Origin of the sequence: Streptomyces sp. NPDC048255 (assembly GCF_040652415.1) — a bacterium.
Classification (GTDB): Bacteria; Actinomycetota; Actinomycetes; order Streptomycetales; family Streptomycetaceae; genus Streptomyces.
In genome coordinates, this window is the sequence record NZ_JBEZMA010000058.1 from 13,259 (window position 1) to 36,557 (window position 23,299).

At 70.2% G+C, this 23,299-nt stretch carries 18 protein-coding genes; 9 read left to right on the top strand and 9 right to left on the bottom strand.

Annotation, left to right across the window (positions count from 1 at the left end; all coding sequences use genetic code 11):
* Positions 1–216: 216 nt before the first annotated feature.
* A complete protein-coding gene (locus tag AB0D94_RS31005; RefSeq protein WP_362058617.1) occupies positions 217–2,880 on the bottom strand; it encodes an AMP-binding protein in 2,664 nt (887 codons plus the stop codon).
* 215 nt (positions 2,881–3,095) lie between these two features.
* Here AB0D94_RS31005 and AB0D94_RS31010 point away from each other — a divergent pair, with 215 nt between their 5' ends.
* Genes AB0D94_RS31010 through AB0D94_RS31020 form a run of 3 tightly spaced genes read left to right on the top strand, consistent with a single transcriptional unit; the run spans position 3,096 to position 6,740 of the window.
* Positions 3,096–4,115: an iron ABC transporter substrate-binding protein gene (locus AB0D94_RS31010; protein WP_362058620.1), complete on the top strand. Its 1,020-nt coding sequence runs from the start codon at positions 3,096–3,098 to the stop codon at positions 4,113–4,115.
* 4 nt (positions 4,116–4,119) lie between these two features.
* Positions 4,120–5,709, top strand: a complete 1,590-nt coding sequence (locus AB0D94_RS31015) for an iron ABC transporter permease (protein WP_362058624.1) — start codon at positions 4,120–4,122, stop codon at positions 5,707–5,709.
* Positions 5,706–6,740, top strand: a complete 1,035-nt coding sequence (locus tag AB0D94_RS31020; protein ID WP_362058628.1) for an ABC transporter ATP-binding protein — start codon at positions 5,706–5,708, stop codon at positions 6,738–6,740. The genes AB0D94_RS31015 and AB0D94_RS31020 overlap by 4 nt, the downstream gene beginning before the upstream one ends.
* 68 nt (positions 6,741–6,808) lie before the next feature.
* Here AB0D94_RS31020 and AB0D94_RS31025 read toward each other — a convergent pair whose 3' ends face one another.
* On the bottom strand, positions 6,809–7,423 hold the full coding sequence (locus AB0D94_RS31025) for a DUF3995 domain-containing protein (RefSeq protein WP_362058631.1): 615 nt from the start codon (positions 7,421–7,423) through the stop codon (positions 6,809–6,811).
* A gap of 362 nt (positions 7,424–7,785) precedes the next feature.
* On the opposite strand from AB0D94_RS31025, the gene AB0D94_RS31030 reads away from it, so the two are divergent.
* Positions 7,786–9,324, top strand: a complete 1,539-nt coding sequence (locus tag AB0D94_RS31030; RefSeq protein ID WP_362058634.1) for a carboxylesterase family protein — start codon at positions 7,786–7,788, stop codon at positions 9,322–9,324.
* 73 nt (positions 9,325–9,397) lie between these two features.
* Here AB0D94_RS31030 and AB0D94_RS31035 read toward each other — a convergent pair whose 3' ends face one another.
* Positions 9,398–9,853 carry a nuclear transport factor 2 family protein gene (locus tag AB0D94_RS31035; RefSeq protein ID WP_362058637.1) on the bottom strand — a complete coding sequence of 152 codons (456 nt, stop codon included), beginning with the start codon at positions 9,851–9,853 and terminating at the stop codon, positions 9,398–9,400.
* A gap of 364 nt (positions 9,854–10,217) precedes the next feature.
* Between AB0D94_RS31035 and AB0D94_RS31040 the strand changes: the two genes are divergently transcribed.
* Positions 10,218–10,997, top strand: a complete 780-nt coding sequence (locus AB0D94_RS31040; RefSeq protein WP_362058640.1) for an SDR family oxidoreductase — start codon at positions 10,218–10,220, stop codon at positions 10,995–10,997.
* A 107-nt stretch (positions 10,998–11,104) separates the two neighbouring features.
* Here the strand turns inward: AB0D94_RS31040 and AB0D94_RS31045 are convergent, their stop codons facing one another.
* The 3 genes from AB0D94_RS31045 to AB0D94_RS31055 are packed head-to-tail and all read right to left on the bottom strand — an operon-like array spanning position 11,105 to position 13,763.
* Positions 11,105–11,857: an SDR family oxidoreductase gene (locus tag AB0D94_RS31045; protein ID WP_362058643.1), complete on the bottom strand. Its 753-nt coding sequence runs from the start codon at positions 11,855–11,857 to the stop codon at positions 11,105–11,107.
* A complete protein-coding gene (locus tag AB0D94_RS31050) occupies positions 11,854–12,846 on the bottom strand; it encodes an alpha/beta hydrolase (protein ID WP_362058646.1) in 993 nt (330 codons plus the stop codon). Before AB0D94_RS31050 ends, AB0D94_RS31045 begins: the two co-directional genes overlap by 4 nt.
* The gene (locus AB0D94_RS31055) at positions 12,843–13,763 is read right to left on the bottom strand and encodes a zinc-binding dehydrogenase (RefSeq protein ID WP_362058649.1); all 921 of its coding nucleotides are present in this window, start codon (positions 13,761–13,763) and stop codon (positions 12,843–12,845) included. Before AB0D94_RS31055 ends, AB0D94_RS31050 begins: the two co-directional genes overlap by 4 nt.
* 89 nt (positions 13,764–13,852) lie before the next feature.
* On the opposite strand from AB0D94_RS31055, the gene AB0D94_RS31060 reads away from it, so the two are divergent.
* The gene (locus AB0D94_RS31060; RefSeq protein WP_362058652.1) at positions 13,853–14,797 is read left to right on the top strand and encodes a LysR family transcriptional regulator; all 945 of its coding nucleotides are present in this window, start codon (positions 13,853–13,855) and stop codon (positions 14,795–14,797) included.
* Between the two features lie 130 nt (positions 14,798–14,927).
* On the opposite strand, the gene AB0D94_RS31065 is transcribed toward AB0D94_RS31060, so the two are convergent.
* Positions 14,928–16,616, bottom strand: a complete 1,689-nt coding sequence (locus AB0D94_RS31065) for a protein kinase (protein ID WP_362058655.1) — start codon at positions 16,614–16,616, stop codon at positions 14,928–14,930.
* Positions 16,617–16,921: 305 nt separating this feature from the next.
* On the bottom strand, positions 16,922–17,896 hold the full coding sequence (locus AB0D94_RS31070; RefSeq protein ID WP_362058658.1) for an aldo/keto reductase: 975 nt from the start codon (positions 17,894–17,896) through the stop codon (positions 16,922–16,924).
* 85 nt (positions 17,897–17,981) lie between these two features.
* Here AB0D94_RS31070 and AB0D94_RS31075 point away from each other — a divergent pair, with 85 nt between their 5' ends.
* The 3 genes from AB0D94_RS31075 to AB0D94_RS31085 all read left to right on the top strand — a co-directional run bounded on the left by AB0D94_RS31075 (position 17,982) and on the right by AB0D94_RS31085 (position 21,268).
* Positions 17,982–18,884 carry a TauD/TfdA family dioxygenase gene (locus AB0D94_RS31075; RefSeq protein ID WP_362058661.1) on the top strand — a complete coding sequence of 301 codons (903 nt, stop codon included), beginning with the start codon at positions 17,982–17,984 and terminating at the stop codon, positions 18,882–18,884.
* Between the two features lie 642 nt (positions 18,885–19,526).
* Entirely contained in the window at positions 19,527–20,093 is a 567-nt protein-coding gene (locus tag AB0D94_RS31080; RefSeq protein ID WP_362058664.1) for a hypothetical protein, read from the top strand.
* Between the two features lie 152 nt (positions 20,094–20,245).
* Positions 20,246–21,268: a hypothetical protein gene (locus AB0D94_RS31085; protein ID WP_362058667.1), complete on the top strand. Its 1,023-nt coding sequence runs from the start codon at positions 20,246–20,248 to the stop codon at positions 21,266–21,268.
* A 46-nt stretch (positions 21,269–21,314) separates the two neighbouring features.
* Here AB0D94_RS31085 and AB0D94_RS31090 read toward each other — a convergent pair whose 3' ends face one another.
* Positions 21,315–22,823, bottom strand: a complete 1,509-nt coding sequence (locus AB0D94_RS31090; protein ID WP_362058670.1) for an MFS transporter — start codon at positions 22,821–22,823, stop codon at positions 21,315–21,317.
* Positions 22,824–23,299: the final 476 nt, after the last annotated feature.

Below are 23,299 nucleotides of genomic sequence, written 5' to 3' on the forward strand. Positions count from 1 at the left end.
CGGGGATGTACGCCGACGGCGGCCGTACATCCCCGGGTTGACGTCCCGGGGCGATCGTCCGGGAGGTTGGCCCGGCCGCCGCTGCTGCAGTGAGCAGCGATCTCTTCTCCTCCTCTGAGCGCTCACATGGTGATCGAGTACGTCTTCCCGTGCCCTGCTTGAGGTGCGCGGTCGTCGGCGCGGATCCTGTGGTCCCGGCTGGCGGTCCGCGGTTCGTCAAGGACCTCCGTGACCTTGAGCGGAAGCTGCTGGGGTAGGAGTTCGACGGAACCGCTCCACTGCGGTCACCGGCAACCGAAATCGGAACCCCGGACGGGCGCGTCTGCGCAGCGCACCCGGGGAGAGCAGCGAGGACAGTCCGCGCAACACGCGGGTCGCTGCCATGCCGTACGCGATGCCGAAGATCAGTGAGGCGAGGAAGGCCAAGTGCCTGGAGAACCCGCCGATCAACGGGAAGATCTGCCAGTGGGTCAGGTAGATGTACAGCGAGCTGGTGGCCAGGAGGGCGGCGACCTGATTGACGCGCTCGCGGCTGGGCAGAGAAGGGACCCACACGAGCAGGGTGAACGTGGCGATGATGATCGCCTCTCGTCCGGGGTCGCCGGGGAAGAAGCCGGGCACCGTGGCCAGGGCGGCGGCCGTGACCACCATCCGCTGTGTCTTGGTGCCGGCCTTCGCCGCCGCCCAGCCGAGTGCGAACAGCCAGAAGACGGTGACCGCGTCGGGTATCTGGGCGCGGTCGGGGAGGCCGAGCAGGTCGTAGCGGGTGAGCAGGCCGAGAGCGGCGAGTGTCAGAGGCAGGCCGTAGGGGAAACGGCGCTCCGCCCGGTCCGCGAGGGGGAGCGCCAGGATTGCTACGGCGACGATCAGGATGTAGACCAATGCCTCGATGAACCAGAAGTGCATGCCTGTTCTGCTGTCCTCGGATCCCAGCACGCTGTCGAGGAGGGCGAGGTTCGCCAGGGTGTAGTCGTCGTTGAGGAGGAGTACGAAGCCGATCCAGATCATGGCCGGCACTGCGACCCGAGCGATGCTGAGGCAGGCGCGCCGGATGCGTTCGCCGCGTTCGGCGGTGGTGAGGTGGAAGCGGGCGAAGTTGTAGCCCGCGATGGCGAGGAGCAAGTGTGCTCCGCCCTTGATGCCGAAGACGTGGATGTGCGATCCGACGATGCAGAAGATCGCCATGGCGCGCAGGGCGACGCTGGTGTCCAGTGTCCGCCTGTGTGCGGGGATCTCACCCTCCGGCGGCCGTAGTTCCCGGATCGGCGTGGTGTGCCAGTCGGTCGGCAGGTGGCCGAGGCGCTCTTCGAGGTGGAGGGACATCTCGACGTACGAGAGGGAGTCGCCGCCGAGGCCGACGAAGGTGCTCTCCGACGTCACGTCGGTCCGGTCGAGGATGCGCGCGTAGAGCAGGCACAGGTCTTCGGGGCTGTTGCCCGGGCTTTGCGCCGATGCGCCGGCGTCGGCCGGGCGGGCCAGTTCGCGTACGGCCTGGTAGTCGGGCTTGCCCGTCGGCAGGCGGGGAAGGTCCGCCAGGACGTGGACCCGGACCACCCGGGCCGGCAGGCCGTACTCGCTCGTCACCAGGTTTCGTATCCGCCGTGCGGCGGTGTGAGCACCGACCGTGACGGCAGCCACGGACAGTGCGGCGTCATCGCCGGTGCACAGCGCGGTGACCCCGTGCCGTGCCAGCATCGCCTCGACCTGGGCGGGGTCGATGCGCAGGCCGAGGATCTTCGCGAACCGGCTGCGTCGGCCGACGATCTCGTACATGCCCTCGGAGGTGCGCCGTGCGACGTCACCCGTGCGCAGCTCGTCCACGGTCCGCCCGAGCGCGAGGTCGTCGGGGGTGTGGGCGTAGCCGAGCATGACGTTCGGCCCCGAGTAGACGAGCTCCCCGGTGTCCTCCTCGGTCCAGTCGGGGAGCGGCTCCAGGCGGAAGGAGCCGCCGGGGATCGGAACTCCGGCTGCCTCGGGGTGGGCTTCCGCGAGGCCGGGTGGCAGGTAGGCCATGCGGGCCGTCGCCTCGGTCTGGCCGTACATCGCGTACAGATCCCAGCCGGCGGCGCGGCCGAGAGCCGCGTAGCGCCGGACCCGGTCGGGCGCGAGCCGGCCGCCCGCCTGGGTGACGTAGCGCAGGTGGGGCAGATCCATCGTGTCGAAGCCGACGCGGTCGAGCAGGTCGAAGGTGTACGGGACACCTGCGAACGTCGAACCGCGGGCGGTCCTGAACAGATCCCAGAAGCAACTGTCGGCGACGGAGAGGCCAGTGAGGATCAGTGCGGCGCCGCGCAGCAGATGGCTGTGGATGACGGAAAGGCCGTAGCAGTAATGCATGGGCAAGGTCGTGGCAGCACGGTCGGTGTCCCGGATTCCCAAGTACACGGCTATGGATTCCGCGTTGGCCTGAAGATTTTCGTGCGAAAGCCGGACCAGTTTCGGTGACCCCGTCGAGCCGGACGTGCTCAGCAGGAGGGCGAGGTCCGGGTGCAGGTCGTGCGCGGAGACGGGGCGCCGCTCGTCGAGCAGCCACTCCCCGCTGTCGTCGGGGCGTGCCACGACGTCCGGGTCGTACGCGTCGATGAGTGACTGCACGGCTTCCGGGTGGTCGCCCGGCACGAGCAGGACCGGGTGCCCCGCCGAGAGCGCCGCGAGGTGGACGACGAGCGCCTCGACGGTGTTGGCGCCGACCACCAGGACCAGACGGCGCGTGGGACCCAGACGATCGGCTGTCGCTTCCACCCGGGCGGTGAGCTCGCGGTAGGTCACGGGGCCGTGGGCGGTGATGACCGCCGTCCGGTCGCCGTGGGTCACGAGATTGCCGGCGAAGGGGACGTTCTTGGTGCCTGGCAGCAGGGCGGAATGGGAAGGGGCTGTCACGAGCGCATCTTAGGAAAGGCTTACCTCATGGGATAGTCACAGGAAAGTCACAGCTGAGACATTGAAGATCCATAAGAAAATCACAGGTATGGTCGGCTCCGCCGAACCCCCGGTGAGGCCGAAACGTTGCGTGCGTCACTCTTGACCTTTAGGTTAGCTTTACCTTACTTATTGGGCATTCACAGGTTCTCGCTGCACGTGCAGGAAGGCTTCCCATGCGACGCCCCTTGGCCCACCGTCTCGCCGCTTTCTCCGCGGCAGCGCTTCTCCTCCCCGCCCTCGCGGGCTGTGGCGTCGACGAGGAGGACGCCGGGCTCGTGATCTACTCCGGCCGCAACGAGAAGCTGGTCAAGCCTCTCCTGGACGAGCTGGAGAAGGCAGTCGGCACCACCGTTGCCGTCCGCTACGGCGAAAGTGCCGAACTGGCCGCGCAGATCCAGGAGGAGGGCGACAAGACCAAGGCGGGCCTGTTCTTCTCGCAGGACGCCGGCGCCCTCGGCGCGCTCTCCACCAAGGGTCTGCTGGAGAAGCTGCCCCAGGCTTCGCTCGACAAGGTCGACCCGGCGTTCCGCGGCGGCGCGGGTGACTGGGTCGGCACCTCCGGGCGCGCCCGCGTCCTCGCGTACAACCCGGCCCAGGTCACCAAGGTGCCGGACAGCGTGCACGATCTGGTCAAGCCGGAGTGGAAGGGAAAGATCGGCTACGTTCCGACCAACGCGTCCTTCCAGGCCTTCGTCACCGGCATGCGTGTCCTGGAGGGCGACGACGCCACCCGCGCCTGGCTCAAGGGTCTGAAGGCCAACGAGCCGAAGGTCTACGACAACAACCTCAAGGTGCTCGACGGTGTCGGCAAGGGCGAGGTCGCGCTCGGCCTGGTCAACCACTACTACTGGTACGAGCAGGTCGCCGAGAAGGGCGAGAGCAAGGTCAAGGCGAAGATCCACTTCCTGTCGGGCGGCGACCCGGGCGCCCTCGTCAACGTGGCTGGAGTCGGCATCCTCAAGGGCAGCGACCAGGCGCCGGTGGCGCAGAAGGCCGTGGACTTCCTGCTCTCGGAGAAGGCCCAGAAGTACTTCGCCGACGACACCAAGGAGTACCCGCTGGCCGCCGGCGTGACCAGCACCGTCAAGGACCTGCCGCCGCTGGCCTCCCTCGACGCCCCCAAGATCGACCTCGGCAAGCTGGAATCGCTTCAGGAGACCCTGAAGATGCTCCAGGAAGCCGGGATGGTCTGACCCCATGCACTCCACGGATCCCGTCGCACCGGCGGATCCCGCAGTCCGCCCGGCAGGCGCCGCCGCGCCGGCCGGGCGGCTGCGCGCCGGGCGCCGCCCGCCCGCCGTCCTGCTGGTCCCCGCAGCCCTCGCCGCGCTCTTCGCACTGCTGCCGCTCGGCTACCTCGCCGTCCGCTCCCTGGAGCGCGGTCCCGCGTTCGCCTGGGACGTCATCGCCGACGAGCGCACCGCCCAACTGCTCGGCCGCAGCGTCGGACTGGCCGCAGTGGTCGTATCGGCCTCCCTGGTGCTCGGAGTGTCGCTGGCCTGGCTCACCGTACGGACCGCGCTGCCGGGCGCCCGGGCCTGGTCGGTCCTGATGACCTTGCCCCTGGCCGTGCCGAGCTACGTCGCCGCCTTCACCTGGCTGTCCGCGTTCCCCGGCCTCGCGGGCTTCGGCGGCGCCGCCCTCGCGCTGACGCTGGTGAGCTTCCCCTACGTCTACCTGCCCGTCACCGCCGCACTGCGCGGGGCCGATCCGGCACAGGAGGAGGTCTCGCGCTCGCTCGGCCACGGGCCGCTGCGGACCTTCCTGCGCGTCACCCTCCCTCAGCTCCGTCCGGCCGCAGCCGGGGGAGCCGTACTGGTCGCGCTGTACGTGTTCTCCGACTTCGGCGCCGTCTCCCTGATGCGCTACGACACCTTCACCCGCGGCATCTACACCTCATACCGGGCCAGCTTCGACCGCACCCCGGCCGCCGCCCTCAGCCTCGTCCTCGTGGTGATGACGATCCTGCTCGTGGCCGCCGAGGCCCGTACGCGAGGCCGCGCGGGACACGCCAGGACCGGGACCGGCACGGCACGCCCCGCCGTCCCAGCGCCGCTCGACCGATGGCGCGCACCCGCACTGGCCTGGTGCACGGTGGTCGCGGCCGTCGCCGTCGTCATGCCGCTGGCCACCCTCGGGTACTGGCTCGCCGTCGGCAACTCCGCGACCTGGGACCCTGCCGCGCTCCTCGACACCGCCGGCACCACCCTCGGCGTTGCGGCCGCGGGCGCCGCGCTCACCACCCTCCTGGCCCTGCCCGTCGGCGTCATCGCCGCCCGTCACCGGGGCCGGACCGCACATCTGCTGGAACAGTCCGCGTACGCCGGACACGCCCTCCCGGGCATCACCGTCGCACTGTCCCTGGTCTTCTTCGCGGTCCGCTACGCCGAACCGCTCTATCAGGAACTCCCGCTGCTGGTCTGCGCTTACGCCGTCCTCTTCCTGCCCGTCGCGGTGGCCGCCACCCGTGCCGCCGTCCTCCAGTCCCCACCGGTCCTGGAGGACGTGGCCCGCTCGCTCGGCCGCAGTCCTCTGCGCGTGCTGCGCGAGGTCACGGTGCCGCTGGCCGCACCCGGCGTCGCCGCCGGAGCCGCCCTGACCTTCGTCGTATGCATGAAGGAACTCCCTGCGACGCTCCTCCTGCGCCCCACCGGCATGGACACGCTCGCCACCCGCCTCTGGACGGAGACCGGGACCGGTTCGTTCGCCGCGGCCGCCCCCTATGCCGCGGCGCTGATCCTGCTGGCGGCCATCCCTTCCTATCTCCTCGGACGGCACCGCACATGACCGACTTGCAGATCACCGGACTCTCCAAGGCCTACGGCCCGGACGCCGCCGTCCTCGACGGACTCGACCTCACCGTCCCCGCGGGCACCCTGGCCGCTGTCCTCGGCCCCTCCGGCTGCGGCAAGACCACCCTGCTCCGCATCATCGCCGGATTCCTGCGCGCCGACGCGGGCACCGTCACCGTCGGTGGACGCACCCTGTCCGGCCCCGGAGCCCACCTTCCCCCGGAGCGCCGCCGCATCGGCATCGTCCCCCAGGAAGGCGCGCTCTTCCCGCACTTGAGCGTCGCCCACAACGTCGCCTTCGGGCTGACCGGACACGACCGCGCCGAGCGCCGGAGCCGCACGGAGCAGATGCTCGAACTCGTCGGACTCGGCGGCTACGGCGACCGGATGCCGCACGAGATGTCCGGCGGCCAGCAGCAGCGCATCGCCCTGGCCCGAGCCCTTGCGCCCGAGCCGGCCCTGGTCCTGTTGGACGAACCGTTCAACGCCCTCGACAGCGCCCTGCGCACGGGTGTCCGGGCAGATGTCCGGGCCGCCCTGCGCGCCACCGGCGCCACAGCCCTCCTGGTGACCCACGACCAGCAGGAAGCCCTCTCCACGGCCGACCTCGTCGCTGTCGTCCGGGATGGCCGGGTGGCTCAGTGCGACACACCGCAGGAGGTCTACGGCCGCCCCGCCGACCCCTGGGTGGCCCGCTTCGTGGGCGACGCCGTACTCATCCCCGGCACCGCCGACCACGGCACCGCAACGACCGCGCTCGGCCGCCTGCCCCTCGCGGCGCCCTCTGCCGGGCGGAGCGAGGGCACCGTCCTGCTGCGGCCCGAGCAACTCCAGCTCACCCAGACCGCGACGGCCGCCCAGGGCACCGTTGTCGACGTCACCTTCTACGGCCACGACGCCATGGTCACCGTCTCCGTCGACGGCCTGGAGAGCCCGGTCGGCATCCGGGTCGCCGGACCCGTCGTTGTACGCCCGGGCCAGCGCACCGGAATCCTCGTCAAGGGTGAGGCGACACTGCATCCATGAACCGGAGGCATGATCACACCGGCCATGACGTGACCGTTCACTCGTGGCCGGCAGCTGGGTGACAGCCGTCAACCAATCCCGGTGACCAACGAGGCCAAAGACAGGACGAGCGCGCCCAGCGCCCCCACAGAGCCGTAGAGCCGCAACTCACGCCGGCCGTCATGTCGGCGGACATAGTGCGTGGCGGCCGCGGCAAAGGCCAGGCCGCCGGCAATGAACCACGGCCCCCACAAGTAGAGGTACCAGCGGGTCAACCCGACCAGATCGGGCGCGACAGCGCGCGCCCCGGCCTCAACCAGCACTCCGTGGGCAACGAACAGACATCCGTGCCAGACGAGCAGCACCGTCGCGCCACCGCCACAGAACACCATGAGCCGACCCGTCCGCTTGCCGCGACGGCGCGTCAGGCCGATGCCGACCAACGCCCCGAAGAGCTTCAGGAAACCGGTCACCCACAAGACGGCCAGGAACCACGTCACCCGGTCATCAGCAAGCTTTACCAGCGACGGAGCCACCGCGGACTGCGCACCGAAGGTGCCACCCAACGCCCAGACGAAACTGGGTACCGAAAACAGAAACCCCCATGCCGCAACAGCGAACCCGGGCCACCTGCCCGGACGGAGGCGGAGCGCCCAGCTCGGGGCCGGACGCACTACATCGTCGAAAGAATGCTTGATCGTCACGACTCCACCGTTGCCGAACCTCGACGACAGGGCGTCGTCCTCGCGAACGATCAGGCTCCCCCGCGCGGGGGAGCCACCCTTGGCAGGGATCAGTTGGTCGGGGAGCTCACGCCCGCATCCGAGGGTCCGTGCCGAAGCTGAGCCGTCGTCATGCCTCTGGCCTGGGCTGTGCAGGTCGGGGTGAGCGGGTTGGTGACCGTGTGGGGTCACTGGGTCTGGGCAGAGATCGGGCGGGCCGGGCCGTCCCTTTCGGAACTTGGGCCGTCCTCCGGCTCGCGCAGGGCCCTCCCTAAATCGCTGGCGCGCGTCGGGTGGCAGCGGGATGATCCGGAACGTCCGGGCCGCCCAGTGAGGGAGCTGTGATGACCGTTGTTCCGCCCGAGGCCGCGGGGTCCAAGCCGGAAGTCCGCATGGCGGGCGGGGCGCTGCGCGGCACCTGCGAGGAGGGCGTGGCGGTATTCCGCGGCATCCCGTTCGCCGAGCCGCCCGTCGGCCCGCTGCGATTCGCCGCACCGAGGCCCGTACGGGGATGGGACGGGGTACGGCCGGCGGTGTCGTACGGCCCGCCGCCCCCGCAGGGCGGCCACTTCGGCATGGACGCGCTGGCCCGGGACGCGGCGGGCGACGACTGGCTCACGGTCAACGTCTGGTCGCCCGAGCCGGGGCCGGGCGCGGGGCTGCCGGTGATGGTGTGGATCCAGGGCGGCGCCTACTCGATCGGCATGTCGGGCCTTCCCGAGTACGACGGCGGACGCCTGGCCCGTGACGGCGGTGTCGTCGTGGTGACGTTCAACTACCGTGTGGGACTGGAGGGGTTCGGGCTGATCGGGGGAGCGCCCGCCAACCGGGGCCTGCTGGACCAGGTCGCCGCCCTGGAGTGGGTGCGCGACAACATCCGGGCCTTCGGCGGTGACCCGGGGCGTGTCACCGTCTTCGGACAGTCGGCGGGCGCCGGATCGGTCGCCGCGCTGCTGGCGATGCCGCGGGCGGCCGGGCTCTTCGGCCGGGCGGTCGCGCAGAGCGTCCAGGGCACCTTCTTCTCACCGGAGCTCGCGGCCGACATCGCCGCCGTCTGCGCCGCCGAGCTGGGGCTGCGGCCCACGACGGCCGACCTCTCCGGGGTGGAGCCCGCCCGGCTGTCCGGCGCCGGTGACGCGGTCAGCGCCAGGATGGACCAGTGGGCGGATCGCTGGGGCCCGGTCGCACACCGGGCGATCCCGTTCTCGCCGGTCGTCGACGGCGAAACCCTGCCCGTCACGCCGTGGCAGGCCCTGGCCGGCGGCGCCGCGCGGGACATCGAACTCCTCGTCGGCCACACCCGCGACGAAACGCGGCTGCTCACCGCGCTCGACGGACTGCTCGACCAGGTCACTCCGGAGCAGGCGGAGACCGCGCTGCACGTCTTCGGCCCCGGTCCGGACGCCGCACACCGCTACCGCGAGGCCTTTCCCGCCGCGGGCCCGGACGAGCTGTACGAGCTGGTCGGCTCCGACTGGCTGTTCCGCATGCCGTCCTTCCACCTCGCCCAGGCCCAGACCACCGCCGGCGGCCGTGCCCACGTCTACGAGCTGACCTGGCCCGCCCCGGGCATGGGCGGCGCCCTCGGTGCCTGCCACGGCCTCGACGTGCCTCTGGTCTTCGGCAACCTGGACCGCGGCCAGCCCGCCGTGCTGATCGGCGAAAGCCCGTTCCCGGAGGCGGAAGAGCTGTCCGCGCGCATGCGGGGCGCCTGGACGGCGTTCGCCGCCCACGGCGACCCCGGCTGGCCCGCGTACGACACCGGGCAGCGCCTCGCGCAGCTCTTCGACACCCGGCCCGCCGTCACCGCCTACCCGGAGGAGGCCTCCCGCCTGATCTGGCAGGACCACGACTTCCCCGCGCTGCCGCTACTCGGCCGCTAGGGAGTGTCGTGAAAATGGATCCTGGCTGTGGACGATCACGTTCTGTGAGACGTGGTGAAATTTACAGTCGGTCTCAGTCTGTCGGCGCGGGCGCGGGCGCGGCGCAGGCGTCGGCGATGGCCTGAGTGTCCCAGTAGAACGGACGGACCTCGGTGATCTGCCCGTCCTTGACCGTGATCGTTTGCAGGATTGGGAAGCTGAGTTCGCGGCCGGTCGTACGAGCGCGAGCACGGACCTGAGTGAGCACGACCGCAGTCTCACCGGTGGCAAGAAACTCCTGCTCCACCATGTCGAACGTCTCCCAGGTCCGTCCCATCGCGAGGAAGAACTGCGTCATTCCGTTGTGCCCACGCCAAGTACCTCCGTAGGGCAGGGCATCCGCTTGATGCAGTTCGACATTCGGGGCGAAGAAGGGGGCGAGCAAGTCGAACGAAGCCTCGCCAGGACCGCCGGCCGCCAGGTACTCCGCCTCAGCCGCATACATGCCGGTGAGGACCGTTACCGAGTCTGTAGTGGATGACATCGTCATGCCTCCAGCTTGGTCAGCAAAGACGCACCTTGCTGGCGGAAATCAGACATCGTGGTACGACGCGCCTGGCATGTCTTCCCGCCACAGGGCTGACCGGTCGTGCCCTGTCGGCCAGGGCCCGGCTCCGGCAGGGTAGGAGCGTCCGCGAAGTGATCAACGGGAGGGGGCACGGCATGACGTACGTGCCACGGCATCCATTGTCATCCGTCATCTGAGCGGTCGCTCGAAGGCGAGTGCTGAATCCGTAGGGCTGGTGAGGCTCCGACCTGGGGGGCGCGGGAGGATCAGCACCGCACTTCACTGAGGCCGCTCCGGCTGAATCGTCCCCGGATTCGACCGGGGCATCACGAGGGAAGAGGCGATCATGGGGGAACTGGACGGCAGGACCGCACTGGTGACGGGCGGCTCGCGGGGGATCGGGCGCGCGATCGCCCTGCGCCTCGCCGCCGAGGGAGCGCTGGTCGCGGTCCACTACGGCAACAACGATGCGGCCGCCGCGGAGACCGTGGCGCGGATCGCCGACGCCGGCGGCCGGGCCTTCGCCGTGCAGGCCCGGTTCGGCGAGAGCGGTGCGGTGGACCGGCTGTTCAAGGACCTCGTCTCCGGGCTGGCGGACCACGGCGCGGACGGCTTGGACATCCTGGTCAACAACGCGGGCATCCACTCCGGCAGTTCGATCGGTCAGCTCACCGAGGAGGAGTTCGAGCGGCTGCTGGCGGTCAACGTGAGCACGCCGATCTTCGTGGTCCAGCGGGCGCTGCCGCTACTGCGGGACGGCGGACGGATCGTCAACATGGGCTCGGCGGCCACCCGGATCGCGGAACCCGGCCAGATCGGTTACACCGTCACCAAGGCGGCGCTGGCGGCTCTCGGCCCGTCGCTCGCCAACGGGCTGGGCCGGCGTGGGATCACCGTGAACACGGTCGAACCCGGGGTGGTGCTGACCGACATGATCGCCGCCTACGCTGCGGTTCCCGAGGCGGTGGCCGGGCTTGAGTCGATCACCGCGCTCGGACGGATCGGCGAGCCGGAGGACGTCGCCGACGTGGTGGGTTTCCTGGCGGGCCCGCAGGGGCGCTGGGTGACCGGCCAGACCATCGACGTCTCCGGCGGCACCTATCTCGGACCGATCTCGGCCGGGTGATCACGGCGCTCTCGTCGTCGAGCGTGGAGAGCAGAGCAGAGCAGAGCAAGCAGCAGTTCCGCTCCGCAGAAGGCCGATCGGACCTCCAACGTGTGTCCGCCCAACCATCAGGCAGGTACGGGCACGGCACCGACCAGGCCGCCGTCGATGACGAGATCCTGACCGTTGACATAGGACGCGTCGCCCGAGGCGAGGAATGCCACGGCCGCAGCCACCTCTTCCGGTCGTCCGAAGCGGCCGGCGACGATCTGACCGGTGACCGCCTCCGCCTCCGCTGTGGTCAGCGCGGCGGCGGGGTACATCGGGGTGTCGATATAGCCGGGGCTGACGGAGTTGACGCGGATACCGCGCGAGGCGAGTCCGGCGGCAAGGGTTCGGGCCAGGTTGTGCACGGCGGCTTTGGTCGCCGAGTAGAGGGTCAGGACGCTGTTGCCCCGGTGGAGGGTCCAGGAGGCGTTGATGACGATCGAGCCTCCGTCCGCCAGCAGCGGCAGTGCCTTCTGGACGGTGAAGAACACGCCCTTGAAGTTGACGTCGATGCCGTGGTCGAAGTCCGGCTCGGTGATGTTCTCGAACGGAAGGAATGTGCCGGTGCCCGCGTTCGCGAAGAGGACGTCCAGGTGGCCGTGACGGTCCCGGACGGTTTCCATCAGCGCGTCCACCGCGCCGAGGTCGGCGGCGTCGGCCACGACCCCCGAGGCGTTGGGGCCGAGCTGCTGGACGGCGGAGTCCACCCGTTCGCGAGTGCGGCCGGTGACGATGACGTGGGCGCCTTCGGCGAGGAGACGGTGTGCGGTCGCCAGCCCCATTCCGCTGGTGCCGCCGGTGATGAGGACGGTCTTCCCGGTGAAGCGGTTCATGCTGGTGTTCCCATCAGGGTGTGCGTGATGTGGTCGCTGAGGTGGGGCAGCCAGTCTGGCCGCGCGTTGCCAAGGAGGTGGTCGCCGTGCGGGACGGACAGGTAGGTGCCGTGCGGCGCCAGGCGGGCCAGGGGCTCGCCGTTCGTCACGCCGGGGATGACGTCCTGGCCGCCGTCCACGACCAGCAGTGGGGCCGCGATGCGAGGTGCCAGGGCGGCGAGGTCCACGTGACGTGCGAACTCATGGGCGGCGTCGGCTCCTCCGGCGCGTCGGGCCATGATGTCCCGTACCGGCGGGGGTAGTTCCTCCCAGTCGAGGCGGAAGGGACCGCTGACGGTGGCGACGGCCGCCACGCGCGGTTCCAGCGCCGCGGCCCGGGCCGCGAAGTAGCCGCCCAAGCTCAGGCCGATGAGCCCGATGCGTGCGGCGCCAAGGGCGTCGATGGCCCGGCCCACGATCCGCTCGTAGTCCGGCATGAAGGCCGTGGTGGCCGCGAGTACACCTTGTCCGGGGCCGTCCATCGCGAACACCGCCAGTCGTCTGGCCAGCAGCGCGGACACGAGATCGAGGAACTCCTCCTTGGCCGAGTCCAGGCCGGGGACGACGACCACGGTCCCCGGCGCGTTGGAGGGGCCGCGCAGCCAGCCGGTGAACCCCTCGCCGCTCACCCGCCGCGCACCGGGCTCCAGCACGGTGAGAGCTCTGCTCAGGGCGTGATCTGCCGCGACGGCAGCGCGATGTGCTTCCGTGTACGGCGCCAGGGTGGCCAGGTGGAACCACCGGGCCGCCATCAACAGGTACTCACCCGCAGAGCGGGATGATCCCGCGTCCTCCGCGCGCCGGAGGTAGCCGTGTCCGGTGCGAAGGAAGGCCGGCCCCCAGTCGGCGACGGAGGTCAGGCCATCAGTGACGCGCCGGTACTCGTGCGGGTCCACGCCCGCACCGGTGGCACGGGTCCACTGGGCGGCGGCGAACTCGACGGGGCTCATCGTGCTCCTCCGGTCAGCAGGACGGCCTTGCCGCGTATCCGGCGCTCGCGCAGGTCGACCAGGGTTCCGGCGGTCTGTGCCCAGTCGGCGGTGCGGCCGATCTCCGGATGCAGCCGGCCCTGTTCCACGAGGCTCACCAGCGCCGCGAGATCGGAGCCGTACGGGGCGCCGGCGTAGTGGAAGTGCTGGATCGTCACCCGCTCGGGCCCGCCAAGGAGTTGGAAGAAGTCGAGGGACACCGGGGTGCGGCTCGCCTGGCCGAACCAGACGAGCAGGCCGCCCGGGCGTACCTTCGACAGGGCGAGTGCCAGATCCGGCCCACCCGTGGACTCCAGCACGACATCGAACGGTCCTTGAGCCGCCGCGACATCGTGCACCACCTTCGCGCCCAGTTCCGCGAGCCGCTCGCCGCGCACCGGCGTGGCCGTCACTGCGGTCAGCTCGGCTCCAGCCCCCACGGCGAGCTCGGTGACGTAGTGGCCGACGCCACCTGAGGCGCCGGTCAGCAGCACCCGTTGGCCGGCCAGGGAACCGGCCGTACGCAGCAGCCGCAGGGCAGTGATCCCGGCCAGGGGAAGAGCCGCCGCCCGTGCGCTGTCGATGCTGTCCGGGAGAACCGCGAGCGAGTGCGTGGGCACGGCGGCGTACTCGGCCCAGCCGCCCTGCGCCGGGTGCCCGACCACGCGGGTGCCGATGCCGGGGCCGGAGCCGTCGGCTGCCGCCTGTACGACGAGTCCTGCGATGTCCTTGCCGGGCAGCAGCTCCGGCCGGGGGCGTTCGAGAAGGAATGTCTCGCCCCGGTTCGGGGCGAACGCCTCGACTTTGATCAATGCCTCACCGGGCTCCGGCACGGGCTGGGAGACCTCGGCGAAGGCGACCGGTCGCGCCGCCTCTCCCGTGGGAATCAGTCTTTGCATAGAGGGGATGCAACCCCCACGGCTGCCCCCCGATCCAACAACGAACAAGCAAAGCCGACAACTTTTGGTTGTCGCCTATGGTGGGAGCCATGGATCTCGACTTGGCGCAGGTACGTGCCTTTGTGCGCACCGCCGAGGAACTGCACTTCGGTCGGGCGGCCGGGACGCTCTCGATCTCCCAGCAAGCGCTGTCCAAGAGGATCGCGCGCCTGGAAACTCTGCTCGGCACCGAGCTGTTCCAGCGCGGCGGCAACGGAGTACGCCTCACCGAGGCCGGACAGCGCTTTCTCCCACCAGCCCGGCACACCGTGGCCGCCGCCGACGCCGCGGTCGCGGCGGTGTCCGGGAAGCGACAGCCGCTGCGTGTAGACGTCTGGGGGCACCTCTACGCGCCGATGCGGACGCTGGCCCAGGTTGCCGGACGAGCCGGAGAACTGGTGCTGGGGCACGGGCGCGATCTGCCGTCGGTGACGACGGCGCTGCTGCGTGGCGACATCGACGCGGCTTTCGGCCGAGTCCACCCGCCGCTGCCTGCCGGGCTGGCACACCGCCTCATCCGCCTCGAACCGGTGGACGCAGTACTGAGCACGGACCACCCGCTCGCGGCTGAACCGGCTCTGCGGCCGGACCAGTTGCGCGACAGCGTGCTGTGGGCACCCGGTGCACTGGAACGGCTCGACTTCCTCCACCGCTTCGCCGACCGATTCGGCATCCAGAACAGGGCAACGAGCGTCAACCTGGGGCTCGCCCACTTCCTCGCCGAGGTGGCGGAAGAGCCGCGACGGTTCTCGCTGGTGCCTGCCGATGTGCCACTGCCGCAGGTCCCCGGATTGCGCTCCGTTCCCCTGATCGATCCCACGCCGCTGTACGCCTGGTCGCTGCTGTGGCGCTCCGGAAACGGACACCCGGCACTGAACGGCCTCGCCGCCGCCTGCGCTGAGGAAGCAGGCCGAAGCAGATGGCTGGAGTACGACCCGACCCGCGACTGGCTGCCGGAACCACCCACGGACGGTCCCGACTCCGGACGAGAATGACCCCGCCGAAGTGGAACGGACCCTTCGGCCACCGTCCTCATGGACTCGGCGGCCGAGGAGGGTCCGCAGCGCCCGGACGACGCCCCGGCTGCGACCCGCAAGTCACCCTCTGGTGAATCGCGGATCAGTCTTAACAGCGGGCCAGTGTGCCGCTGTCCAGGGTGGATTTTTCGCCGACCACCCAGCCTTCGGTTTCCGTGCCCGCGATACGGGCGTAGATCCACTTGTTGGCATGGGCATTGGTGACATAGCAGTGGTAGTAGATCTTCGCGCCGGACTTGACCTCGGTCACATAGGAGCACTCCGCGTACGGCCCGGTGTAGAGGTGGGTGTTCTGGGCCGCTTTGCCGTAGCCATCGCTGCGGTTCGAGTGGGCCCAGCCGGTGCACGCCGTCGACACCGGGGTGGGCTCCTTCACCGTGGAACTGGGCGTTGCCTTCGGAGAGGCTGACGGGTTCCCTGCCGGCTTGTCACCAGCGTTGCTGGGCGCTGACGTGGGACCTGTCGCTCGGGCCTCATCCTTCTTCGAGGGGGTGCTGGACGACTTCTCGCCGGGGCTGATGGAGGTCAGGTTCCCCGGGGAGGTCGCGTCGTCGGCCGTGCTCGCCGTGGGCAGCGCCGTGTTCGACCCACCTCTGCCCTCGGCGCCTCGCATGTCCATCACAGCGTAGGCGACTCCGCCGCAGGTGAGGACGGTGGCGGCTGCCACCGCGACGATGGTACGGGTGCGGCGCCGCGCGCGGACCGTCGTGGCACGGGTTTCGGAACGGCTGTTGTGATCGGCGGGTATGCCCGGCTGCGCCATGCCCGGCTGCGCGGCGCCCGCCGGCGGAGGGGCAGCGTACGCGCCGGGGGAGTAGGAAGCGACGGGCTGGGGGGCGGGCGGGGAGAGCGGCACGGCGAGGGCGGGACCGAAGCCCGGCGGAGTGACGGGCTGGGGCGCCGGTGCCGCCGGGAGGTCCGCCCCCCTGCCGCCGGCGACGGCCTCCAGCATCTCGCGCGCCTGCCCGGCGTCGGGCCGCTGCAGCGGGTCCTTGGCCATCAGCGCTTGCAACACCGGGGTGAGCGGTCCGGCGCACCGGGGCTCAGGCAGCGGTTCGCCGACGATCGCCGCCAGCGTGGACCACACCGACGTACGGCGGAAGGGCGCAGCGCCCTCCACGGCCGCGTACAGCGTCATGCCGAGCGCCCAGATGTCCGACGCGGCACCCGGTACCTGGCCCTGTGCCCGCTCGGGTGGCAGATAGTCGAGGGAGCCGATGATCTGACCGCTCTGGGTCAGCTTGGCCAGGGCCTCGTCGCCGGAGGTCTCCATGCTGGCGATGCCGAAGTCGGTGAGCACGACCCGGCCGCTGTGCTCAAGCAGCACGTTGCCGGGCTTGACGTCCCGGTGGAGGACCCCGGCCCGGTGTGCCGCATCGAGCGCGTCCATCAGCTTGGCGCCGATCGCGGCCGCTTCGCGCGGATCCATTGAGCCACGCTCCGCCAGCACAGCGTCGAGGGAGGGCCCTTCGACCAGCTCCATGACGATGACCGGCAGCCCGTTCTCCTCGACCACGTCGTGCACGGTGACCACACCGCTGTGCCGGATGCGGGCGGCGGCCTGCGCCTCCCTCTGCATCCGGACCCGCAGATCGGCCAGTTCGGCCGGGGAGGCGTCGGTGTAGGCCCGCAGGACCTTGACGGCGACCTCGCGGTTCAGCAACTGGTCCACCGCCCGGGCGACCACACCCATGCCACCGCGGCCGATCATGGCGGTCACGCGGTATCGCCCGCCCAGAACCTCGCCGACCAGATCCGCGCCGTTCGCCTCCGTCACCTGTCACATCCCGTTCGTTGCACTGTTCGAAATTCGCCACATGGCGCGCACCAGGGTAGGTGTTCGCGTATGTGTGCGTGCGCCCGGCCTGGCCCTCGGCGCGCAGGTGCACCTTCCAACAGCCGTGATCACCAAGACATCTCACCTGAGATCAGGACACTCCCCGCCCGGGCACCTGCTTACCGCAGCCAGCTGGGCATGCGACGGCGCTTCATGGCGGACCTGGCGCCCGTCGAAGGCCGGGAGATGGCGCCACACCTCTAGGAGTCCCTGATGTAGATGACAGCGCCGCTGAGCTGCCCTGGCTATCTTTCCAGTCGGGACAGGTCCGGTGCGCGGTCGCCGGCGGCTTCTGGGATCGCGTCGGTGATCAGCCGTGTCTGTTCGGCGGAGAGGGTGATCGCGAGGGCACCGGTGTTTTCGTCGAGGTGCGTGCGGCGGCGGATGCCGGGCAGGGGGATCACGCTGTCCGACTGTGCCAGCAGCCAGGCGAGCGCCAGTTGCGCGGGAGTGCAGCCGAGGTGATGTGCCAGTGCCCGTAGGCGTTGTACCAGGCGCAGGTTGGCTGTCAGGTTCTCCGCGCGGAAGCGGGGTTGATCGCGGCGGATGTCGTCGGAGGCCAGGGCGTCCACCCCGGCCATGGTTCCGGCGAGGAGGCCGCGGCCGAGTGGCGAGTACGCCACCAGCGCGACACCGAGTTCGCGCGCGGCGGGCAGGATCTCCCGCTCCAGGCCGCGTGTCCAGAGGGAGTACTCGCTCTGCAGGGCTGCGATCGGGGCTGTGGCGCAGGCCCGGCGCAAGGTGTCGGCGCTGACCTCCGACAGGCCGATGTGGCGGACCTTGCCCTCGGCCACCAGCTCGCTCATGGCGCCGACCGTGTCCTCGATGGGGACGGCCGGGTTGCGGCGGTGCAGGTAGTAGAGGTCGAGGTGGTCCACACCGAGCCGCCTCATCGAGTCGGTGCAGGCCTTCTTGGCGTAGGCGGGGGTCGAGTCGACCCGTCGCGCCCTGCGGTCGCCGGAGCGTACGACACCGAACTTGGATGCCAGGAACGCCTTGTCGCGGCGCGCTGCGATGGCTCGTCCCACCAACTCCTCATTCGTGTAAGGGCCGTACATGTCGGCCGTGTCGAGGAATGTGAGGCCCGTATCGAGTGCGCGGTGGATCGTGGCGATCGACTCCGTCTCGTCGGCGGGTCCGTAGAAGTCGGACATGCCCATGCAGCCCAGGCCCATCGCCGACACCGTCGGGCCGCCACGTCCCAACCGTCTGTACTGCATCCGAGGCTCCTCGTGGGGGTCTTCTCCGTGCCCACCCTGCCTCCTACCCTGACGGAGAGGGTGCCCATCCGAAAGGGACGATGAGATGACGTGGGATTCCATGAACGGCTGGACAGGGCAGACCTTCGTCTCGGCGGCCGCGTACCGCCTCCCCTACGACTGCGACCACGCCCTCTTGGCCCGGCGATTACGCACCGAGGTGCTCGACGGCCGTGGCTTCGCGGTGGTTACGGGCACGCCTGCCGGAGCCCTGGGCACCCGGGCGGCCCAGGAGTTCGCGACGCGGATGCTCCGCCACCTGGGCGAACCGCTTTTGCAGGGACGGGGCGCCGACACCTCCCTGGCATGGCTCGTACGGGACGAGGGCGTCTCGCAGCACACCGACGACCGCCGCTTCCGCGAGAACGCGTACACGTCCAAGTCGCGCGGCTACCTGCACCTGCACAACGACCGGGCAGTCACCCCCTTCGGGCACGAGCCCGACTGCGTCGCTCTCTTCACCCACCGCACAGCCGCGCAGGGCGGAGATTCCGTGCTGGTGGACGGCTGGACGGTGCACCGCATCCTCCGCGAGACATCCCCCCGCGCACTGGCCCTGCTCCACACGCCCTACCCGGTGGACCGCCGCCACGTCACACCTCGAGGCCAGAGCCCTGTGGTACGGGCGCCGGTCTTCGAAGACACCGGCGGCCGCGTCCAGATCCGATGCAACCTCAAACGCATCGAGACGGCCGCCGAACTGATCGGCGAGCCGATACCGCCCGACCGGTGCGAGGCCCTCGACATGCTGCGCCAGGTGCTCTCCCGGCCCGAGCTGAAGGTGACGATCCCGCTTGAGGAGGGCGACTGCCTCGTCATCGACGACCGCCGCGTTCTGCACGGCCGTACATCCTACGAGGACCACCCCGACCCCGCCCGCCGACGCTGCCTCGTACGCGTCATGATGAATGTGCCTCAGGATGCCGCGGAACTTCCTGAGGCTTCGTGACGGCCACCGCCCGACCAGCGGCAGTTTCTCCCCCCACCGGCGTGACCGGGCCCAACCAGCTCGGGCCGGCTAGTCAGGTCACAAGCCGCTGCGATCGAGGATGTCGCGGGACGAGATCTGTGAGATCGGGAGCGTGTTCACGCAGGAGTCGTCGGTGAGGAACGCGCCGCAGTTGTTTCCCGGCACCCTGACCTCCCGCGCCCTCACGGAGGGGTACTCGGTTGCGGATCTGTTCGCGGACCTGCCCGCGCTGCGGCCGGAGATCTTGGGGCAGCCCAACATCAGCCTCGTGGACCTTGACGCTGCCCTTGGCAGGGGCCCCGGGAGCGCAGAGGCCGCCGCGGCCGCCGACGCCTACGGATACGGGGCGACGATGGTGACCGCTTCCGGACAGCGGCCGCCCGAGTCCACCGCCGGCTTACCCCCGATCCATGCCCGGGTGGCGCTGTCGGGCTTCTCCCATGCAAGAAGGTCCAGCCGGGCCGGCGGCAAAGCGATCTACTGGGCGCTGACCGCAGCGGGGACCTCGACCGCACCCAGCGTGCAAGCTTCACACGGTGCTACGCCAGCACGCCGGCAGGCAGCCAAGCGCACTTCGACCCCGAAGACGTACTCTTCGACGGCCTCGTCGACCACGCGTTCATGGCTCACATCGAGGTATGGGCAGCTGACCACACCAACTCGGCAGGACACGAACGGCTGATCCAGGACTTGTGGAAGATCTCCGACTACCTCTCACAGGGCACGCTCTGCATCGGGCGCAACCCGGAGCCCGCGGAAGCTACCGGCCACGAGGCCCCGGCGATCCTGGGGCTCATCTCCGTACTCGTCTCGTCGGTCATGCACGTCTGGCGCAGCGAGGACCAGCTGCTCGCGCAGCGGACCATCGGCTTCGACCGCGCCGCGATCCGCGCTCTGACCGCACGGCCCGGCAGGCTCGACGGCTGGCGCCTCCACGCAGGGCCGGCCGGCCGCTACGAGCTGACTCTGAAATGGACAGGGCCCGGTGACACCCGTCTCCTGACCACTACCACTACCACGACCACCGGAAGCACCTGGAGCGCCAGCACACCGGCACCCCCGGTCACCGCCCTCGGTACACCGGCCCTGGCGGTCCACGACGGCAGACTGCACTGCATGGCTGCGGGCGATGTGGGTCAGTTCCCGCCAGGAGAGGACGTCCTGGCCCACGTCGGGCGGCGCCCCTGAACCCGAACCGGCTCGACATCCTCATGCAGAGCGCCGCGTGCTTCCCCGCCCTCCGGATCAGGACGGGGCCGAGCGGTCCATCGGTCGCGTGCGCCGGGGGAACCGTTCGACTTGCGCAATCGTCGGTTACGGATGTGACTGAAGTGACGCCCATGCTGCCTGCCGACCACCGCGAACTGATCTCCGACCTGTCCGGGATCGTCAGCGACTACCCCTATGCGGATCCCGAATCGACCCTCGCCGTACTCGCCGACGACGCGGCGGAGGCGCTCGGCCGCGACGCCACGCCGGAGGGCCGCCGGGAGCGGACCGGGTACACGATGCTCCTGCATGCCACCTGCTGGTACGTCGGTGCACGCATCTTCAGCAAGTCCCTGTTCGCGTCGTACATACAGGCCCTGGACGGGTTGCGTGCGCAGTTGGACCGGGCCTCCTGCACCTGCCCGGCCGGCGCCCACCCCGCGCGGCTGGACTCGGAGTACCAGGTCGAGGCGGGGGTGAGCATGCTGACCGAGGCCGGACGGACCGCATTCGCCGAGGACTACGGTCTCGACGAGGAGGAGCTGGCGGTGTTCGACTGCGAGGGGTTCCTCGCGGACCTCGCCGATGAGGCGCTGCGCCGCATGCACGAGGCGCACCAGGAGCTCTTCGGCGGCATCGACGTCTCCCATCTGGACGCGCAGTTCGTCCGGGACGACGGCCGCCTCGACCTCGTCGCCATGCAGGGGGCGATCAGCCGTAGCTGGGAGGACAACACCGGCCCGGTCGCCCTGTGGTCCGCCCGCCGCTGGCTCACCGGACAGGTGCGGGACGAGGAGCGGATCGGCTTGTTCCTGTGCCTGTGGATGGGCATCGCCCAGACGTACGGGGGTCTGCCGCCCTCGTACGCGCGCGACCTGGCCGCCGCGCTCGCCACCATCGACCTGGACGTCTCCTGCGAGCATCCGCAGCACCCCTGGTCCACCGCCGATTCCACCGTGCGGTCCCGGTACCGCGCGGTGGTCCACCTGTACGCGCCGGAGGACCACCCGGACACCCCCGTGCCCGCCGAGCTCTCGGCCCGCGAGCTGTGGGAGTGCCCGGTGCAGTACGCCCAGTTGGCGCGGCAGGCGTTGGAAGCCCTCCAGGGATGGCGCACCATGCGCGGCGGCGACGACGAGGACTGGGAGGACTGAGCGGTACAAGGCCGCTTCGGGGCCGCTTCGGCGGCTGGGTGCGCCTCTACGAGGACCTGGGGACCGGCCGGCACGCGAAGGCCTGGCTGTTCGCTTGCTTGGGCAGGCAGAACATCAGGGCCCACATCACGGCGAGGGCGCCGCCGACCCACCAGAGGACACCGGTGAAAGCGGTGCGGTTGATCGCACCGTCGGGCGAGCCGCCGGTGGCGGAGAAGAACACGAGGGCGGTCAGCGCGGTGCCCAGGGCGATGCCCAGATGCATGGCGGTGTTGAACAGGCCCGAGGCGGAACCGGCGTTCTCGTGCGGGACGTTGGCGAGCGCCATGTCGGCGAGCGGGCCGCCGACCATGCCGAGGCCGAAGCCGAGCAGCACGACCGGGACGGTCATCGTGAGGAGGGTCAGGTCGGGCTGTCGGCTGCTGACCTGGAACCCGTAGGACGCCATTGAGGCGAGGGCGATCAGAGCTCCGGCCTGGGGCAGGCGGCGCCCGAAACGCCCGGCGGACTTCATCGCGGTCGTCGCACCGGCCAGTTCTCCGAGAGCGAGCAGCACGAAAGCCGCGGCCGCCATCAGCGGACTCATGCCCAGGCCGCGCTGGAGGTACAGCGTCCAGGTCATGAAGAACAGGCCGCACAGCAGGCCGAGCATCAGCTGCGCGGACAGGCCGCCGGAGAACTGCTTGCCCCGGAAGAGGGACAGTGCCACGAGCGGGGCGTCGTCCTGCCTGCGCTGCTGGTGGCGCAGGAAGACGCCGAGCACGAGGAGACCGCAGGCGAGCATGGCGAAGCACCACAGGGGCCAGTGGTGGGTGTGGCCCTCGGTGAGCGGGAAGATGATCAGGACCACGGCCAGTGCGGACAGCAGCATGCCGGTGAGGTCGAGCCGGCCGGCCTTCTGTGCGGTCGACTCGGGGATGAACTTGCGTCCGAGGATGATCACGGCGAGACCGACGGGCACGTTGATCAGGAAGATCGGCCGCCAGGACAGTCCGAACAGGTCGGCCTCGGTGAGCGCGCCGCCCAGCACCGGCCCCAGAACGTTGGCGAGCGACAGGACGGCCCCGTACAGGCCGAAGGCCCTGCTGCGGTTCTCGCCGTCGAAGGTGACGTGGAGGGTGGCCAGGACCTGCGGGATCATCACGGCGACTCCGGCGCCCTGCAGAACGCGGGCGGCGATCAGCACGCCGGGGCCGCTGGCGATGCCGCACAGCAGCGAGGCCATCGTGAACACGACGGTGCCGATCAGGAGGACCTTGCGTCGGCCGTGGATGTCGCCGAGCCGCCCGCCGGTGATCAGCCCGACAGCGACGGTCAGCGAGTAGCCGGCGGTCAGCCACTGGACCGCGGCCGGTCCGGCGCCGGTCGACTCCTGGACGGCGGGCAGGGCGGTGAGGACGACCGACTGGTCGAGGATGTCCATGAGCTCGGCGACCAGGAGCACCACGAGGGCGATCCGGGCGGCCCGGGTCATCTTCGACGACCGGCCCGGTACGTCGTGAGCCGGGGGCTCGGCGGTGTGCTGCGGCTCGTTGCCGAGCGCGGGGGAGGACACTTGTGGGACTCCTGATTCAAGGAATCGGGGGAGCCCTGCCGTCAGCCGCGCCGGGGCCGGAAAACACCAAACCCGGGGCAGTCGGCAGAGCTGCACCCGGGAAAAGACAGGAAACTGCGGGGGTGGGTGACGCAACTCAGGCCAGTGCGACGTCCGCCCCCGGACACGTTCGAAGACTCAGAACGTGGGGGAATGCGGACCGCTACAGGGCCTGGGGGATGCGAAGTCACCTCAAGATCACCACAGAAGGAACAGGAAGACTGACGCTGCCGCCTATGCCTACGGGCTGAGCAACTGGTCCACGGTACGACACCCCCAGCCCCCTCCGCACATCAGATAGTGCGTCCGCCCCCCACCCGGCCGTCCGTGCACACGTCCACGATGAGCATCGGAGTTGTCCATCCGGGCGAGGTGGCGCGCTCGCCCATCAGTCGGGGGATGTGGACGCGGTCGATCCCGACCAGGAGACCAGAGGT

Bases quoted from the DNA above. Each gene is read 5' to 3' on its own strand.
- AB0D94_RS31010 (WP_362058620.1), top strand. From the start codon at position 3,096: ATGCGACGCCCCTTGGCCCACCGTCTCGCCGCTTTCTCCGCGGCAGCG.
- AB0D94_RS31015 (WP_362058624.1), top strand. From the start codon at position 4,120: ATGCACTCCACGGATCCCGTCGCACCGGCGGATCCCGCAGTCCGCCCG.
- AB0D94_RS31020 (WP_362058628.1), top strand. From the start codon at position 5,706: ATGACCGACTTGCAGATCACCGGACTCTCCAAGGCCTACGGCCCGGAC.
- AB0D94_RS31030 (WP_362058634.1), top strand. From the start codon at position 7,786: ATGACCGTTGTTCCGCCCGAGGCCGCGGGGTCCAAGCCGGAAGTCCGC.
- AB0D94_RS31035 (WP_362058637.1), bottom strand. From the start codon at position 9,853: ATGACGATGTCATCCACTACAGACTCGGTAACGGTCCTCACCGGCATG.
- AB0D94_RS31040 (WP_362058640.1), top strand. From the start codon at position 10,218: ATGGGGGAACTGGACGGCAGGACCGCACTGGTGACGGGCGGCTCGCGG.
- AB0D94_RS31045 (WP_362058643.1), bottom strand. From the start codon at position 11,857: ATGAACCGCTTCACCGGGAAGACCGTCCTCATCACCGGCGGCACCAGC.
- AB0D94_RS31050 (WP_362058646.1), bottom strand. From the start codon at position 12,846: ATGAGCCCCGTCGAGTTCGCCGCCGCCCAGTGGACCCGTGCCACCGGT.
- AB0D94_RS31055 (WP_362058649.1), bottom strand. From the start codon at position 13,763: ATGCAAAGACTGATTCCCACGGGAGAGGCGGCGCGACCGGTCGCCTTC.
- AB0D94_RS31060 (WP_362058652.1), top strand. From the start codon at position 13,853: ATGGATCTCGACTTGGCGCAGGTACGTGCCTTTGTGCGCACCGCCGAG.
- AB0D94_RS31070 (WP_362058658.1), bottom strand. From the start codon at position 17,896: ATGCAGTACAGACGGTTGGGACGTGGCGGCCCGACGGTGTCGGCGATG.
- AB0D94_RS31075 (WP_362058661.1), top strand. From the start codon at position 17,982: ATGACGTGGGATTCCATGAACGGCTGGACAGGGCAGACCTTCGTCTCG.
- AB0D94_RS31080 (WP_362058664.1), top strand. From the start codon at position 19,527: ATGGCTCACATCGAGGTATGGGCAGCTGACCACACCAACTCGGCAGGA.
- AB0D94_RS31085 (WP_362058667.1), top strand. From the start codon at position 20,246: ATGCTGCCTGCCGACCACCGCGAACTGATCTCCGACCTGTCCGGGATC.